Below are 17,152 nucleotides of genomic sequence, written 5' to 3' on the forward strand. Positions count from 1 at the left end.
TATTATAATTTGTAAAATTCAATAAAAGGCAAAAAATGGATGAAAAAAAACAAAAAGCATTAGAGCTTGCTTTAAAACAAATCGATAAAAGTTTTGGAAAAGGCACGCTTTTAAGACTTGGCGATAAAGAAATAGAGCCAATTGATAGTATTTCAACAGGCTCTATTGGTTTAGACATAGCTCTTGGAATTGGTGGAGTTCCAAAGGGAAGAATTATTGAAATTTATGGTCCTGAAAGTAGCGGTAAAACAACCTTAACTCTTCACATCGTTGCAGAAGCTCAAAAGCAAGGCGGAGTTTGTGCTTTTGTGGATGCTGAGCACGCTCTTGATGTAAAATATGCTGCAAATTTAGGCGTAGATACTGAAAATTTATACGTAAGTCAGCCTGATTATGGCGAGCAAGCTTTAGATATCGTTGAAACTTTAGCAAGAAGTGGGGCTATTGATTTAATTATCGTTGATTCGGTTGCAGCGCTTACTCCAAAAACTGAGATTGAAGGCGATATGGGCGATACTCACGTTGGACTTCAAGCAAGATTAATGAGTCAGGCTTTAAGAAAACTTGCTGGAGTTGTGCATAAGATGGGAACGACTGTTATATTTATAAATCAAATTCGTATGAAAATAGGAACGATAGGCTATGGCTCACCTGAAACTACAACGGGCGGAAACGCTTTAAAATTTTACGCTTCTGTTAGGATTGATGTTAGAAGAGTTGCTACTTTAAAACAAAATGAAGAAAGCATTGGAAATAGAGTTAAGGTTAAGATTGCAAAAAATAAAGTTGCACCACCATTTAGGCAGGCTGAATTTGACATAATGTTTGGTGAGGGTATTAGTAAGATTGGTGAGATTATTGATTATGGTGTGAAACTAGATATTATCGATAAAAGTGGAGCATGGTTTAGTTATGGGGCTAATAAAATTGGACAAGGTAGAGAAAACGCAAAAATTTTCTTAAAAGATAATCCAGAAATAGCAAAAGAGATAGAAGGGAAAATTTTAGAGCATTTAGGCTCATCTACACTTATGATAAGCGATAAAGAGGGGGTTGATGATGAAGATTAAAGATATTTATGCATTTGAGGTTTTAGATAGTAGAGGCAATCCGACACTTAAAACGACAACCATTTTAGAAGATGGTAGTGTTGGAAGTGCTATAGTTCCAAGTGGTGCAAGCACAGGTAAAAAGGAGGCTTTAGAATTAAGAGATGGAGATAAACAAAAATTTAATGGAAAAGGCGTTTTAAAAGCTATTTCTAATGTAAATGAAACTATTGCCAAAGCTATTGTGGGCTTAGATGTTTTTGATCAAAATTTAATAGATCAAACGATGTTAGATTTAGATGGTACGAAGAATTATTCAAATTTAGGTGCAAATGCAACCTTAGGCGTATCAATGGCAGTTGCAAGAGCTGCGGCAAAAAGCTTAAATTTACCACTTTTTAGATATTTAGGTGGTATAAATGGTAGTATTTTGCCAGTTCCGATGTTTAACATCATAAATGGTGGGGCTCATGCAAATAATAGTGTTGATTTTCAAGAGTTTATGATAATGCCTTTTGGATTTGATAAATTTAGCGATGCTTTAAGAGCTGCAGCTGAAATTTATCAGAATTTAAAAACTTTACTTGATAAGAATGGGCATAGCACAGCAGTTGGCGATGAGGGAGGATTTGCTCCAAATTTAAAAAACAACGCTGAGCCAATCGATTTAATTCTAAAAGCCATTGAAAAATCAGGTTATAAAGCAGGAAGTGAGATAAAAATAGCTCTTGATGTGGCAGCTAGTGAGCTTTATAAAGATGGATTTTATCATTTAGAAGATAAAAAATTTAGCAGTGATGAGCTTATAGATTATTATGTAAATTTATGTGAAAAATATCCTATTTTTTCGATTGAAGATGCTTTAGATGAAGATGATTGGGCAGGTTGGGAAAAATTAACAAAAAAACTTGGCGATAAAATACAATTAGTTGGCGATGATTTATTTGTTACAAATGAGAAAATACTTCTTGATGGGATAAATAAAGGTGTTGCAAATGCAATTTTAATCAAACCAAATCAAATTGGAACTATAACTCAAACTCTAAAAACGATAAGACTAGCTAAAAGAAATGGCTATCAAACGATAATTAGCCATAGAAGCGGAGAGAGCGAAGATAGCTTTATAGCCGATTTAGCAGTAGCTGTAAATGCAGGACAGATTAAAACAGGGGCAACCTCTAGAAGTGAAAGAAATGCTAAATATAATCGCTTATTAGAGATAGCTCGCTTAAATGATGAATTTCTAGGAAATAAAATTTAATGTCCATCACAGGCACCAAAAAAATATCAAATTTAAAGCTAATTTCTGTTTTTTTTGTGCTTTGTGTTTTTTCTGTATTACTTGCTATTTATGTTGGAAATGTGATATTTGGGGATAGATCTTTTGTTGTTCTTAAGAATTTAAGAGATAAGAAAAATTTTTTAATTAAAGACAATAAAAGATTAAAAGATGAAAATGCAAAACTTCAAAAACAATACCTAGAAAGAGCCTTACTCGATCCAGATTTGAGTGAATTTGTTAAATAGGGGAATTTGTGAAAGTAGTTTTAAGCATAGCAGGAAGTGATAGTAGCGGTGGGGCCGGCATTCAAGCAGATATTAAAACGGCTGAATACTTTGGGGTGTTTTGTGCTACAGCCGTTACTGCTCTTACAGCCCAAAATACGTGCGGTGTTAATGAAATTTATGAAGTGGATGAAAAATTTATAGAAGCACAGTTAAAGTCTATTATTAGTGATTTTGAGATTAGTGCGATAAAAATAGGAATGCTTTCAAATAAAAAAATCATCGATGTAGTAAGTGAGTTTTTAAGCAAGATAAATTGTCAAGTCGTGCTTGATCCAGTTTTTATCTCTAAAGCAGGCTCGCCTTTAATGAGTAATGAAAATATTAATTACTTAAAAAAACTATTTAAATTTGCTACTATTTTAACGCCAAATTTATATGAAGCAAAGTCTCTTTTTGGCGATGATTTGGAAATTTTAGCACCTTGTGATGTAGTGGTTAAAAATATAAAAAAGAGTAATTTTAGCATAGATAAAATTTACTATAAAAACGGCCTAATTAAAGAGTTTAAATCTAAATTTATAAACTCATCAAATTTACACGGCACAGGGTGCTCGTTTGCTATGGCAATTACTGCAAATTTAGCCCTTGGCAAAAGCTTAGAAGATGCTATTAAAATCTCAAAAAACTATATCTATAAAGCTATTATCAACGCTCCAAATTTAGGGAATGGAAAAGGACCAATTAGGCATAATTTAAATAGAATTTAAAGATTTATTGCTATTTATAAATATATTGACAACTATTTTCATTTTTGTTAAAATACGCCAATTTTATAAATAAGGAGTAAAATGCATAAATTAATATTTTTATCTACAATTTGTTGTTCGTATCTTTTATCGCAACAATACATTGTAAATTTACCAACTATCGTAGTTGAAGAGATGTCAGATTATAATAAAGCTATAGGATATTTTAACTACGATGAAGCATCAGTTTCTAGAATGGGACACTCTTTAAAAGATACTCCTTTTACAATTGAAACTTTAAATATACAAAGAAATAGAAACTACGGAACAAATGATTTAAGCTCTATTTTAGAAGGAACTGCTGGCATTGATGCAAGTTATGATATGCGTGGAGAAGGCATTAAATTAAGAGGCTTTGATATAAGTGCAAATGATATTTATCAAGATGGCATAAGACTTAGCGGACAGCTTAGAAGAAGCACGGCTAATGTTGAAAGGGTTGAAATTTTAAAAGGACCAGCTTCAATTTTATACGGTAGAACAAATGGGGGTGGGGTTGTAAATTTAGTTAGCAAAAAAGCAAATTTTAGTCCAAGAGCTGTAATTAGTGGCAGGGTTGGCTCATATGATAAATATGGCACAGAATTAGATGTAAATCATATTTTAAATGAAAATTTTGCGTTTAGGATGGTTGGCGATTTAGAAAAATCAAGAAGTTTTAGAAAAGGCATTAAACATAAAAGCTATATGATTTCACCTAGTATCGTTTATAATAAAGACAAATTTACGCTTGAAGCTGGTTATACATATGACAAAATGGATAGAATTCCTGATCGTAGTCCAACTAAATTTGAGTATGATAAAATGGGAGTTTCTCATAAAGATGGTTTTGCAAGGAGGGGGGATTTTGTAGAAGATGAGCTTCATTTATTTAAGGTTGGAACAAGTTATGAATTTAGTCCAAAATGGAAAACATCTTTAAATTTTGGATATAGAAAATCAAGTCAAGATTTTGATCATTATTTTGCTGGAACTTTTAATAAAACAACTAAGCTTCTTAGCCAAAATTATGCGTGGCAAGAGACTGATAATGATACTTTATCGGCTTCACTTTTAGTTAATGGAGAATTTGATACAGGCTTTTTAAACCACAAAATAACTTTAGGTTATGATTATAGTAAAGAAGATAGAAAGCCTTATCTTGCTTCTGCAAATACAAAAAATGCTAAGAAAAAAGGGCTTGATGAAAAAATGCTTATGATAAATCCTTATGATAGATCAAATTGGTTAAATAATACTCATAAGCTTATTAAACCTGATACACATAATCACCACAAAAGTTCATCTAACTCCTTATTTTTTCATGATCTTATAACTATAAACGAGAATTTAAAAACTGCATTTGGCGGTAGATTTGATTTTTATAAATTTATAAGTACAAATAAGTTAAAAGAGGTTTCAACAACATATAATGGAAAGAATTTTAGCCCTCATATTGGACTCATTTATACTATTTTTGATGATCATCACTTATATACATCATATTCAAAAAGCTTTGCTCCATATGGTGGTCGTGGCTATCTTGGAGTAAGTATTGGAGCTAATCCTGATACATTTTCTGATCCTGAATATAATGAACAATATGAAATTGGTATTAAAAACGACTGGCTAGATGGAGCATTATCTACAACTTTATCGCTATTTTATAATGAGCATAATAATATCCGCTACCAACCTGATTCTAAAAACGATCCTTACACTTGGGCTGTTAGAGGCAAAGAAGAAAGTAAGGGAGTTGATTTTAGTATAATTGGTGAAATTTATGATGGGCTTTTTGTTAGAAGCAGTATCGGTTTTATGGATGCTAAAATTAAGGAAGATAGACAAAACCCTGAGCTTGAGGATGAAAAATTAAAAAACACAAGTAAAATTCAAGGAAATATCTTTGTAAGATATGCTCCTACTGATATTTGGTTTACAGAAACTGGAATTACTTATGTTGGAAAAAGATACAACTATAGCCACGATAGAAAAACTCATAATGTTTCACACGAAAACGACTTAGATGCTTATGCAAGAGTGGATTTTATGGCTGGATATAAATTTAATGATAATCTTAGCACAACAATTGCAGTTCATAACTTGATGGATAAAAAATATTGGAGATCGACATCTATGCCTGGAGCTGGAAGAAGCTTTTTAGCTAAGATTAATTACGAGTTTTAAATTTTGGTTTAAATGTGCTAAAATTTTTACAATCAACAAGTCAAAATACTATTAAATTTTAATTTGTGTAGTTTTGGAAAATTTTCTAGAACTACAAAAATTTAAAAATATTTATAAGATTATAACGCTATAAAGATTTTATCAATATTAATGATATTAACTCTATATATTATAATATTGTGGTAAATTTAAAAGATATTAAAGCAAGAAATGCAATATTAAAAGCTATTACTCATATTGATGATTTTGTGAGTGTTTATGATATCAAATTTAAGATACATTTTTTCGGTTATGGCAAAAAGTTATCAACTATTTTTTATATTATTTTTTAAATTTACACTCTTTAAATGTAATTCAAAATTTACTCTAATGCTATAAATTTAATAAATCTTTGTTGGCAAAGTGCTAGTAAAACGAAGTTTTTAGTTTTTCTAATATCTTTAAAATAGAAAAATATTTGTTTATAGCGTTGTGATTAATTTTCTTGTAGATTAATATTTAAAATAAATTAGTTTGACTCAATTTAACTTAAGACTCTTATTGATTTTAGTAAAACTTAATAGAGATTTTCCTTATTGTTGTATCTAAATTCACACTCTTTTAAGTGTAATATAAAATTATCTCTTTTTATACCTTTAAATAGCCTGTGTTCTAAGAAGTTATCAATTCCATTTATATGATTTCTACCATTTACAAACTCATTTTCGTAGTGTTTTACTCTATAATGCTCTTTTGCTCCATAAATCCATCGTAAGCTTTTTAGCTATTTGAATAAATTACGCTTTTATCAAGTTTGCTAAACTGCCTTAAAATAGGCAATATCTCTTTACTAGAGCAGTTTTTAACAATTTGAGTATATACTTTTCCAACTTTTTTAACATCCCAAATACTGGTGTTTTATTTCTTGCACCTCTATCTCTTTTTCACTAACTCTTTTAGCTGCGAAATAACTTTCATCTATCTCTATTTTGCCACTAAATTTAGAAATTTTCTCACACTTATTTATCATTAAATTCTAAAAAGTTTTTATAACTCTTTTTTATGAGCATTATCATAATGTTAGTTTTTATCCGCTTCAATACTAAATTTAGATACTTTAAGATGAATTTATGTTTTAAAAATGTTTGTCTTAGTGTTGATTTAATAAATTTAGCTATTTCCATCTAAAAATTTAATAATCTCATCTTTTTTGCACATAAAATCTTTGCCGATAACTAAATAGTGGTTGTTTATTAAATTTGTAGGATGATAGAGTGGAGCTTTTTTTGTTTTTAAGTCGATAACTTCGCCTCCGCTTTGACTTACCAAAAAATCCCCTGCTGCAATATCCCAAATGCAAGATGGCCCTAGTCTAGAATAGAGCAGGGCTTTATTTTCAGCTATCATACAAAATTTAATGGCTGAACCAACTCTAGAAATTTCAAGGTTAAGTTTAGTTGCTAAATTTTGTAGATTTTTATTTTTACTTTTTTTGCCTGTTAAAAATATCTTATTTAAAGTCGTATTTTGTTGAAGTATGTTATCGTTTTTATAAATTTTACCATCACCGCTACTATAAAAAATTTCATCTTTGCAAGGAATATCTATAACTCCAAGAATTGGACGAGAATTTTTTATGAGTGCTATGCAGACGCAAAATTCACCATTCTTAGCTATAAATTCTTTTGTTCCATCAAGAGGATCGATTAGCCAAAATTCATCTAAATTTTTAATATCATCACTTAAAATACTCTCTTCTGAGCAAATTTTAATACCCGTTTTTTCCAAAATTTTAAAAATTTCCTCATTTGCTGCAAGATCTGCTGAAGTTAGAGGGCTATCATCTTTTTTTGTATAAATTTCAAATTTATCGTAGTGTTTTTTGATGATCTTGCTGGCATTTTTACCAGCAAGAACGGCTATTTTTAATAATTCTTTTTTTAAATTATCATCCACTTTGGATCCTAAATTTATCTATCTTTTGAGGATGAAAACTCTATATTTGATTTTTCTAAATTTTCATCTTTGTTTTGAGAAGAAGGACCGACATATAGTTGTCTTGGACGGACGATTTTGATAGTATCTTGTTCTTTTAGCTCCATCCATTGCGCCATCCATCCAGGAACTCTTCCTATCACAAACATTACAGCAAACATAGCAGTAGGAATTTTTAGAGCCTTTAAAATAAGTCCTGAATTAAAATCAACATTTGGATATAAATTTCTACTTATAAAATAATCATCTTCACTAACAATTTTCTCAATTTTGTTTGCTATTTTAATTAAATTTGAATCAATTCCAATTTCGTCAATTAACTCATCTCTTAGAGATTTTAATACCTTAGCTCGTGGATCGTAATTTTTATAAACTCTATGTCCAAATCCCATCAATCTAAATGGATCATTTTTGTCTTTTGCTTTTTTAATGTATTTATCAACATTATCAACGCTTCCAATCTCTTCAAGTTGCTTGATAACACCTTCATTTGCACCGCCGTGTGCATGTCCCCATAATGCCCCAATTCCAGCACTAACGCAAGAATATGGATGAGAGTGGGTTGAACCAACTGTTCTGACTGTTGTAGTTGAGGCGTTTTGCTCATGATCTGCATGAAGCATTAAAACAGTATCTAAAGCTTTAACTTCAATCGGAGAAATATTGACATGAGAATGCGGAAACGATCTCATCATATATAAGAAATTTTCAGTAAAACCTCTATCTAAATCAGGATAGATAAATGGATAGCCCATAGTATATCGATGGTAAAATGCAGCTAAAGTTGGCATTTTTGCAACAAGTCTTTCTGCTAATTCCATATATTCAACAGGATCATCAAAATTCATATCTCTTTTATAATATGCACTTAAATTTGCTACGCAAGCTTGTAAAACAGCCATAGGATGAGCACGATCAGGAAAAGCACTAAATAAAGACATCATTTTTTCATTTATAAAAGATCTCATTTTTAATCTAGTTCTAAATTCAGATAACTCTACTTGATTAGGAAGTTTTTTATGTAGCAAAAGATGTATTACATCTAGAAAAATTTTATTTTTTGCAAGCCAATCTATATCATATCCTCTATATTTCAACTCACCTTTTGCTCCATCGATAAAGGTAATTTCTGATCTGCACATTGCAGTTGAAGTGTAGCCTCTATCAAAAGTAAACATATTTGTATCTTTATAGAGATTTGAAATATCAATTACTGATGGTCCAAGTGTGCCATCTAAGATAGGAAACTCATAACTCTTGCCATTCCTGTTGTCAGTAAGTGTAACTGTGTTTTTCATAACATCTCCTTATAAATTTAAATTTCAAAAATAATATCTAAAAAATATTAAATTTTAACATCTTTAATTTTCTAATTTTTTGCTTTTATTTTTTTTAAAGTTATAAATAATTTTTATTAAAGTTATACATACAACCGCTTGAAATACACTTGCTAAGATTAATATATAGTAAAATTTATCTGATATAAAATTAGCATTATAAGCTATTGTGGCTGTTGCTATTAAAAGAGTTAGTGGTATATTTAGTGAAATTCCAAAAAGCACACTGCCAATTACTCCTAAAACTTTAGCAAACACAAAGCTAGCAAGAACTCTAGCAATAAGCATAACAACACTTAAAATCACAACCCCACTAATTACGCCATCCATTAAAATTACATCTAAATTTACAGTTGATCCTATATAAGCAAAAAATATCGGAACCAAAAAACCAAAACCAAAGCTTTCTAGTTTTTTTGCTAGATCTTGTTTTTCTTTAAAAAATGTTGTGATAAGACTACCTGCTATAAATGATCCAACTACTATTTTTAACTCAAGTATCATCATAACTGCAATTATAAAAATCAAAAGAGATATGCTAAGTCTTATGTCTTTTTCATTTTTATCAAATTGTGGCATTAGAATTTTTTTAAAGCTAGGATACCACCAAAAAATTAAATCTAAATATCTAAAAGCTAATGCAGTAACTACTAAAAATCCTATTAAAGCACTTAAATTTATAAATAATTTAATATCAAGACCATATTTTGAGTAAGCATTTAAGATGGTTAGCAATGCTATACTAATTACTTCGCCAATTACGCCAACCAACATTGCCATACTAAGCCAAATTTGATCTTTGCTATACTCTTTATAAAGTGTGGATAAAATTCCAACACTCATAATCGGGATGATTATTATAATAATTGTGTTTAAATTTAGACTATATACGCCAATGGTTGTAAAAATATAAAGCAATAACATATAAAACAAAGATAGTTTTAAAATTTTTTTATCGGTTTTTAATAAAATTTTTAAATCAACTTTTGCTCCAGCCAAAAACATAAGATAATAAAATCCCACATCAGCTACTATTTTAAAATATTCATTTTCAGGCAAAAATCCAGCACTTCCTAAAACAATACCTAAGATAATCTCTGTTGCTGATATTGGTAATTTTATTAAATTTGCTATATATGGCGAAGTAAAAATCACAAAAGATAAGGTTATTAAAAGTAAAATTTCATTCATTTTTAAATTCCATACCTACAAATTTAATCAATCTGTTTTTTAAATTTACACTTTGGACACTCTAAAAATGTACCACTCTTAAGCTCTTTTTTCATTAAGTTGCTTTCATTGCAGTTTGTACATGGCTCGTTTGTTGGTTCGAGATTACTAATGAAATTACATTTTGGATAGTTAGAGCATCCATAAAATTTACCTCTTTTTGAAAATCTCTCAACAATATCTCCGTCATTGCATTTAGGACATTTTATTCCAATCTTTGTTGGCTCTTTTTTCTCTTTTTGTTGAGTTTGATTTAAATTTCTACTATATTTGCATTTTGGAAAATTTAAACAAGCTACAAATTCTCCAAATTTTCCACTTCTTTTAACCAAATCCCCGCCGCAATCAGGGCATTTCTCGCCGATTAATTGAGTTGTTTTTTGGCTTTTAATAGATGTTTTACCTTGAGCTATTTCATCCATAAAAGGATAATAAAACTCAGATAAAATTTCTTGCCAATTTGCTTTATTTTCAGCAATTTGATCTAATTTCTCCTCCATTTTTGATGTAAATTCACTATCTACGATATTTTTAAAATGATTTTCTAAAAGTTCTATTATGGTAAAAGAAATTTCAGTTGGAACTATTTGTTTTTTTTCTATTTCTACATAATTTCTAGCGGTTAAAAGTGATATGGTTGGAGCATAAGTTGATGGTCTTCCAATTCCTAAACTTTCAAGTTTTTTAATTAGACTTGCTTCACTATATCTTGCTGGTGGTTCTGTGAAATTTTGTTTTGATGATATTTTTTGTAAAATTATCTCATCGCCTATTTCAAAATTTGGTATGATTTTATCCTTATCTAAATCACCATATACTTTATAAAATCCATCAAATAACACAACCCTACCACTTATTTTAAATTCGCTTTTTTGACCGCTTATAAATACGCTTTGAATTTCACTGATACTTGGTGTCATTTGACATGCTAAAAATCTATTATAAATTAACTCATAAAGCTTTGCTTCATCTTTTGGAAGCTCTTTGTGTGCTAATTGTGGCGTGTAATTTATATCTGTTGGGCGAATTGCTTCGTGAGCTTCTTGTGCTGATTTGTTTTTAGTGGTATATGAAACTGGAGATTTTGGTAGATATTTATCGCCAAAATTTTGTTCTATCAACTCTCTAGCTTTCAAAACAGCTTCTTTTGATAAATTTAAACTATCAGTTCTCATATACGTTATCAAACCACCGTGATTTGAATTTACTCCTTCATATAAACTCTGGGCTAGTATCATCGTTTTTTTGGGACTAAAATTTAAATTTGAGCTTGCGGCTTGTTGTAGAGTTGAGGTCATAAATGGCGGATTTGGATTTGTTTTTCTTTGCTTTTTTTCTATATCTTTAACTTTAAATTCCTCTTTTTTTATAGCTTCTACTATTTCTATAGCTTCTTTTTCAGTTTTGATAGAGAGTTTTTCTATTTTTTGAGCTTTAAATTTAATCAATTCACTATCTAAATCTTTTTTAAAAATAGCCTCTATACTATGATACTCGACAGGTTTAAAAGCCTTTATTTCTCTTTCTTTATCTACTACTATTTTTAATGCAGCACTTTGGACTCTTCCTGCACTTAAGCCTTTTCTGATTTTTTGATTTAAAAGAGGACTTAATTTATATCCAACGATTCTATCTAAAAGACGTCTAGTTTGTTGTGCATCTACGCTATTCATATCTAAATTTCTAGGATTTGATACAGCGTTTAAGATGGCATCTTTTGTAATTTCGTGAAAAACTATTCTAGGAAGTTTTTTGGGATCTTTTCCTATTGCGATAGCTATGTGATAAGCAATTGCTTCTCCTTCTCTATCCTCATCTGTTGCTAGATATATGTTAGTTGCTGATTTTGCTAAATTTTTTATATTTTTTACTATATCTGAGTGATCGGATGAAATTTTGTATTCAGGGATAAATTTATTATTATCTATTTTTATGCCAAATGTTGTTTTAGGGAGATCTCTAATATGCCCTTTTGAAGCTACGACTTCATAATCACTTCCAAGAAACTTTTTAATTGTTTTTGCTTTTGCAGGAGATTCTACTATTACTAAATTTTTCATCCATTGTCCTTATTTTTGCAAAATTTTAGGAAGAGTGATTCCTATTTGATTTTGATATTTTCCTTTTTTATCCTTATAGCTAACTTCGCAAATTTCATCACCCTCTAAAAATAGCACTTGTGCAATTCCTTCGTTTGCATAAATTTTAGCAGGAAGAGGGGTTGTATTTGAGATTTCAATTGTAATATGCCCTTGAAATCCTGGCTCAAAAGGAGTTACATTTACTATAATTCCACATCTTGCATAAGTGCTTTTTCCAAGGCAGATTGCTAGGACATTATCAGGCATTTTAAAATACTCAACCGTTCTAGCAAGTGCAAAAGAATTTGGTGGAACTATACAAACATCACCCTTAAAATCAACTACATTTTTTTCATCAAAATTTTTTGGATCGACTACCGTCCCGCCGATATTTGTAAAAATTTTAAACTCATTTGCCACTCTTATATCATATCCATAGCTTGAAAGTCCATAGCTTATAACGCCAACTCCGACATTTTCTTCGCAAAATGGCTTGATCATACCATTTTTTAAACTATTTTCTCTTATCCATTTATCACTTTTTAATCCCATAAATTTCCTTTAAATTTTGGCAAATTATATCAAAAAATTTAAATTTAATGAAAATTTTTAGATTTCAATGATTAAATTTATCAATTTTTGATAGAATAACCAATTATAAATTTTTTGGAGTAGATATTATGAAAACACAAGATATAAAAGATTTAATGAAATTTTTTGAAGAAACTGGTATTGGTCGTCTTAGGATAAAAGAGGGAGATTTTGAAATAGAAATGAGAAAAAAAGCAGATCAACCAGAATTTACCCCTGATATGTGTCCAACACCAGTACCACAAACACCAATAAATTTAGTTGTAAATAATGAAAAAACTCAAATTCAAACACCAAAAGAGAGTATAAATTCTCCTATGGTAGGAACTTTTTATGTAGCACCAAGTCCTGGTGCTAAGCCTTTTGTAAAACCTGGACAAACTGTTAGAAAAGGCGAGGTTATAGGAATTGTAGAAGCAATGAAGATTATGAATGAGATTGAAGCTGAGTTTGATTGTAAAATTTTAAATATTTTGGTTGCAGATGGTCAACCTGTTGAGTATGGAATGGCTCTTGTTGAGGTAGATAAGATATGAAACGTATTTTAATAGCCAATCGTGGTGAGATTGCACTTAGGGCTTTAAGGACCATACAAGAGATGGGAAAAGAAGCTGTTGTTGTGTATTCTACTGCTGATAAGGATGCTTTATATGTTAAATATGCTGATGCTAGTATTTGCATTGGACCTGCAAGAAGTAGTGATAGCTACCTAAATATACCTGCTATCATTTCTGCTGCACAAATAAGCGAGTCGGATGCGATTTTTCCTGGATATGGATTTTTAAGCGAAAATCAAACTTTTGTTGAAATTTGTGAGAAGGAAAATATCAAATTTATAGGACCAAATTTAAGTGCAATGGCTTTAATGAGTGATAAAAGCAAAGCAAAAAGCTTTATGAAAAGGGCTGGAGTTCCAGTAGTTCCTGGTAGCGATGGAGCTTTAAAGGATGTCGCTGAAGCTGAAAAATTAGCAGACGAGATGGGCTATCCTGTGATTTTAAAAGCTGCAGCTGGCGGTGGTGGTCGCGGTATGAGAGTTGTGCATAAAAAAGAGGATTTAGAAAAAAATTTCTGGTCAGCTGAAAGTGAGGCTTTATCGGCTTTTGGTGATGGAACTATGTATATTGAAAAGTATATTCAAAATCCACGCCATATTGAGGTTCAAATTATTGGCGATGAGTATGGAAATGTTATTCACGTTGGAGAGAGAGATTGTTCGATGCAACGTCGCCATCAAAAGTTAATAGAAGAAAGCCCCGCTACTATTTTGGATGACAAAACAAGACAAAATTTACATCAAACTGCAATAAAAGCTGCAAAATCTATAGGTTATGCAGGTGCTGGAACGTTTGAATTTTTATATGATAGTTGCTCTAATGAGTTTTATTTTATTGAGATGAATACAAGATTGCAGGTTGAGCACTGCGTGAGTGAAATGGTAAGTGGAATTGATATAGTTGAATGGATGATTAGGGTGGCTGAAGGCGAGAAACTCCCAAACCAAGATGATATTAAATTTAGAGGACATTCTATTGAGTGTAGAATTACTGCAGAAGATCCTAAAAGTTTTACTCCTAATCCTGGTAAGATTACAAAATGCATTACTCCAAATGGTAGAAATGTTCGTTTTGATAGCCATATTTATGAAGGATATAGTGTTCCTCCGTATTATGATAGTATGATAGGCAAATTAATTGTCCATGCCGATGATAGAAATAAAGCTATAGCAAAAATGAAAGTAGCACTTAATGAATTAATTATAGGCGGTATAAAAACGACTAGAAATTTTCATTTAAATATGATGGAAAATGAAGATTTTATAACCAACAATTATGACACAAATTATCTAGTAAAGCATTAGATTTGTTTTTAAGGCTAAATTTGATATAATTTGGCCTCTTTTTTATGGGCAGATGTCCGAGCGGTTTAAGGAGCACGCCTGGAACGCGTGTGTGGGGCAACTCACCGAGAGTTCGAATCTCTCTCTGTCCGCCATAAATTTTAAAATATTTTTTGATTTAAGTATTAAAACTCTCTGAATTTATAAATTTAGCATTTTATTGAGCTGTGTTGATATTATATTGATAGTTTAATATTGGCACGATAAAAACTATTGCAATAAATTTAAATGCAAGGAAAATTCTCACGAATTTCATTAAAAATTCCAATGAATTACTAAAATAAGATCTTTTGTTGCTATTTTAATATTATTAAAAAATATTAAATAGGATAATTTTTACCTTGTTATTTTATGTTAAATTTAAGTTAATATCTAATTAAGAGTAAAAAAGTATAATTTCATCGTCCAACAAGATGAAAACCTCCTTTTTGTAGAAATCTAGCTTTTATAAGCTAGATTTTCCTCTTTTTATATTTTTATTACAGTTTTTTCGATAAAATTACAAAAATTTTTTATAAAGGAAAAATATGCTTACTCATTTAGATGAGCAAAATAGACCTAAAATGGTAGATGTAAGCCCTAAAAATGAAACTTTACGAATAGCAAGAGCAAGTGGAATTATAAAAATGAACAAAGATGCTTTTGAAATCATTAAGAAGAATACTTCAAAAAAAGGCCCTGTATTACAAACTGCAATCATAGCTGCAATTATGGGTGTTAAAAAAACTAGCGAATTAATCCCAATGTGTCATCCACTTTTAATAAATTCTGTAAATGTAGACGTGGTTGAAATGCCTGAAAATTCAGCATTTAAACTTATCGTTGAGGTTAAAATAAATGGCAAAACTGGCGTTGAAATGGAAGCTTTAACTGGCGTTAGCGTGGGGCTTTTGACAATTTATGATATGGTAAAAGCTATTGATAAAAGTATGGAAATTAGCGATATAATGTTATTGAATAAAAGTGGAGGTAAAAGTGGCGAGTATTTGCGATTTTAAGGCAAAGCCAGTAATCTCATATCCGATTTTTTGGTCTTATAAAGTCATAATGTTATCAGGCGATGATAAAAAAATAAGAGAAATTTTAAAAGAAAAAGAGTTTAAAATTTCTATTTCAAAACATAGTAAGAATGCTAAATACACAAGTTTTGAAGTTAGTGTTTTGGTGGAGAATGAAAATCAGAGAAAAGAAATTTTTGAAAAACTTAATCAAATTTCTAAATTTGTTTTATGAGGAAATATTATGAAAAATACACAATTTTATACAAAAATAAGTCAAAATTTAAATAGTCAAAATTTAAATACAACTATTTTCAATGAAGTTTATGAAGTTGGCATCTTAAATTTAAGAGATAAATCTTTAAGTGAAAAAAAGCATATTTTAAATTCTCTTTTTAATGATATTTGCGATGATTTAATGGAGCTTGAAATTTTAAACAAATCCACTTTAAGAATATCATTAGAGGCTTTAAGAAAGGCATTGACTAAGGATGAAGAAGATTATTTATATAAGCTTATGTTTGAGAGTGAAAAAATAAAAAAAGCTGTATATTTACAAGGAAAAGAGATAAAAAATATGCTTTATGATAGTTTTAAAAATGTAGAAAATAGTGTAAAATTTGGAAACTCAAAACATAAAGATGCGATTTTATCGGTAATTAATGAAGAGATGATAAATTTATTGGAGCTAAAAGATCTTATCAAAGAGATAAGTCAAAATGTATTTTTAACAATTATAGAGTCAAAAGAAGATATAGAAGAAACAAGCAGAGAATTTTCTAAGAATTTAGTTTACAAAAGTATAGGTGAGGATGAATTTAAAAAGCAAAGAGTTTTTGAAATTTCAAAATTAGTTATAAATGAAGCTATAGGTGTTGCAAATTTAGGACAAATTTATGTAAAAGAGCTTCTATCTGGCGTAATTAGTGGAGTAAATGACGGGATAGAATTATCAGTAAATAAGGCAAAAATGAATTTAGAATTTGTTCCTGATGAATTAAAAACAGATGGATTTAGGTCTGAATTTGAGGGGTTGGAGGATGAATTTATTACGATATTGAAAAACTTGATACAAAACTCTGAAAATCCATCAAAAGAGATTTTAGAAAGTATTTTAAAAAAAGATTATGATAATTATATAACAAAAATGAAGAGAATTTCTAGCGAGGCTGTTAAAAATTTAAAATATAAACTGGAATCCATTGAAGTTGGTGAAAATTATAAGGAATTTAGCAAAAATTTAATTGCAAAATTTGATGATTTAAAAAGAGATTTTAGTAAAAAAAGCACCAAAATCGCAAATGATTTTGAGTTAAATGAGAAGTTTGCAAGTCTTAAAAAAGAGATAGAAGATATAGAAAAAAAGATAATTTCTAAATTTAAAACAAAAAAAGATGAAGATATAAATGAATACTCAAAAAGAGCCTATGATGCCACTAAAAACAAGATGAAAGATAAAAATAGCGATGATAAACTATCTTGAAAATTTACATAAATTTAATAAAAATTTT

The 17,152-nt window shown here is 29.8% G+C and carries 15 protein-coding genes, 1 tRNA gene and 1 pseudogene; 11 read left to right on the plus strand and 6 right to left on the minus strand.

Features of this window, described 5'->3' with window-relative positions; genetic code table 11:
• Positions 1–35: 35 nt before the first annotated feature.
• The 5 genes from recA to F1B92_RS01620 all read left to right on the plus strand — a co-directional run bounded on the left by recA (position 36) and on the right by F1B92_RS01620 (position 5,530).
• Entirely contained in the window at positions 36–1,070 is a 1,035-nt protein-coding gene (gene recA / locus F1B92_RS01600) for a recombinase RecA (RefSeq protein WP_154570165.1), read from the plus strand.
• On the plus strand, positions 1,057–2,310 hold the full coding sequence (gene eno, locus F1B92_RS01605) for a phosphopyruvate hydratase (protein WP_154570166.1): 1,254 nt from the start codon (positions 1,057–1,059) through the stop codon (positions 2,308–2,310). The genes recA and eno overlap by 14 nt, the downstream gene beginning before the upstream one ends.
• A complete protein-coding gene (locus F1B92_RS01610) occupies positions 2,310–2,576 on the plus strand; it encodes a hypothetical protein (protein WP_154570167.1) in 267 nt (88 codons plus the stop codon). Before eno ends, F1B92_RS01610 begins: the two co-directional genes overlap by 1 nt.
• Positions 2,577–2,584: 8 nt before the next feature.
• A complete protein-coding gene (thiD, locus tag F1B92_RS01615; protein WP_326833064.1) occupies positions 2,585–3,325 on the plus strand; it encodes a bifunctional hydroxymethylpyrimidine kinase/phosphomethylpyrimidine kinase in 741 nt (246 codons plus the stop codon).
• 81 nt (positions 3,326–3,406) lie between these two features.
• Positions 3,407–5,530 carry a TonB-dependent receptor gene (locus tag F1B92_RS01620; RefSeq protein WP_154570168.1) on the plus strand — a complete coding sequence of 708 codons (2,124 nt, stop codon included), beginning with the start codon at positions 3,407–3,409 and terminating at the stop codon, positions 5,528–5,530.
• 556 nt (positions 5,531–6,086) lie between these two features.
• On the opposite strand, the pseudogene F1B92_RS01625 reads toward F1B92_RS01620, so the two are convergent.
• The 6 genes and pseudogenes from F1B92_RS01625 to dcd form a co-directional block, all read right to left on the minus strand.
• Positions 6,087–6,542: pseudogene (locus F1B92_RS01625) on the minus strand (IS1595 family transposase); the annotation flags it as partial.
• Positions 6,543–6,679: 137 nt separating this feature from the next.
• On the minus strand, positions 6,680–7,465 hold the full coding sequence (locus F1B92_RS01630; protein ID WP_326833065.1) for a 3'(2'),5'-bisphosphate nucleotidase CysQ family protein: 786 nt from the start codon (positions 7,463–7,465) through the stop codon (positions 6,680–6,682).
• A 14-nt stretch (positions 7,466–7,479) separates the two neighbouring features.
• Positions 7,480–8,802, minus strand: a complete 1,323-nt coding sequence (locus F1B92_RS01635) for a citrate synthase (protein WP_154570169.1) — start codon at positions 8,800–8,802, stop codon at positions 7,480–7,482.
• 63 nt (positions 8,803–8,865) lie between these two features.
• Complete coding sequence (locus F1B92_RS01640) at positions 8,866–10,032, minus strand: cation:proton antiporter (protein WP_154570170.1); 1,167 nt, start codon at positions 10,030–10,032, stop codon at positions 8,866–8,868.
• Positions 10,033–10,055: 23 nt separating this feature from the next.
• Positions 10,056–12,131, minus strand: coding sequence for a type I DNA topoisomerase (gene topA, locus F1B92_RS01645; RefSeq protein WP_154570171.1), 2,076 nt, complete (start codon positions 12,129–12,131; stop codon positions 10,056–10,058).
• Between the two features lie 9 nt (positions 12,132–12,140).
• Complete coding sequence (dcd, locus tag F1B92_RS01650; protein ID WP_154570172.1) at positions 12,141–12,704, minus strand: dCTP deaminase; 564 nt, start codon at positions 12,702–12,704, stop codon at positions 12,141–12,143.
• Between the two features lie 128 nt (positions 12,705–12,832).
• On the opposite strand from dcd, the gene accB reads away from it, so the two are divergent.
• The 6 genes from accB (at position 12,833) to F1B92_RS01680 (ending at position 17,124) form a co-directional block, all read left to right on the plus strand.
• Positions 12,833–13,279: an acetyl-CoA carboxylase biotin carboxyl carrier protein gene (gene accB, locus F1B92_RS01655; RefSeq protein ID WP_154570173.1), complete on the plus strand. Its 447-nt coding sequence runs from the start codon at positions 12,833–12,835 to the stop codon at positions 13,277–13,279.
• A complete protein-coding gene (locus F1B92_RS01660) occupies positions 13,276–14,604 on the plus strand; it encodes an acetyl-CoA carboxylase biotin carboxylase subunit (protein ID WP_154570174.1) in 1,329 nt (442 codons plus the stop codon). The genes accB and F1B92_RS01660 overlap by 4 nt, the downstream gene beginning before the upstream one ends.
• A 46-nt stretch (positions 14,605–14,650) precedes the next feature.
• Positions 14,651–14,738 (plus strand) — tRNA-Ser (locus F1B92_RS01665).
• Between the two features lie 432 nt (positions 14,739–15,170).
• Positions 15,171–15,641 carry a cyclic pyranopterin monophosphate synthase MoaC gene (gene moaC / locus F1B92_RS01670; protein WP_154570175.1) on the plus strand — a complete coding sequence of 157 codons (471 nt, stop codon included), beginning with the start codon at positions 15,171–15,173 and terminating at the stop codon, positions 15,639–15,641.
• Positions 15,619–15,876, plus strand: coding sequence for an HP0495 family protein (locus F1B92_RS01675; protein WP_326833066.1), 258 nt, complete (start codon positions 15,619–15,621; stop codon positions 15,874–15,876). The genes moaC and F1B92_RS01675 overlap by 23 nt, the downstream gene beginning before the upstream one ends.
• A 9-nt stretch (positions 15,877–15,885) precedes the next feature.
• Positions 15,886–17,124, plus strand: coding sequence for a hypothetical protein (locus F1B92_RS01680; RefSeq protein WP_154570176.1), 1,239 nt, complete (start codon positions 15,886–15,888; stop codon positions 17,122–17,124).
• The last annotated feature ends 28 nt before the right edge of the window (positions 17,125–17,152 follow it).

This window comes from Campylobacter portucalensis (assembly GCF_009690845.1).
GTDB classification, from domain to species: domain Bacteria; phylum Campylobacterota; class Campylobacteria; order Campylobacterales; family Campylobacteraceae; genus Campylobacter_B; species Campylobacter_B portucalensis.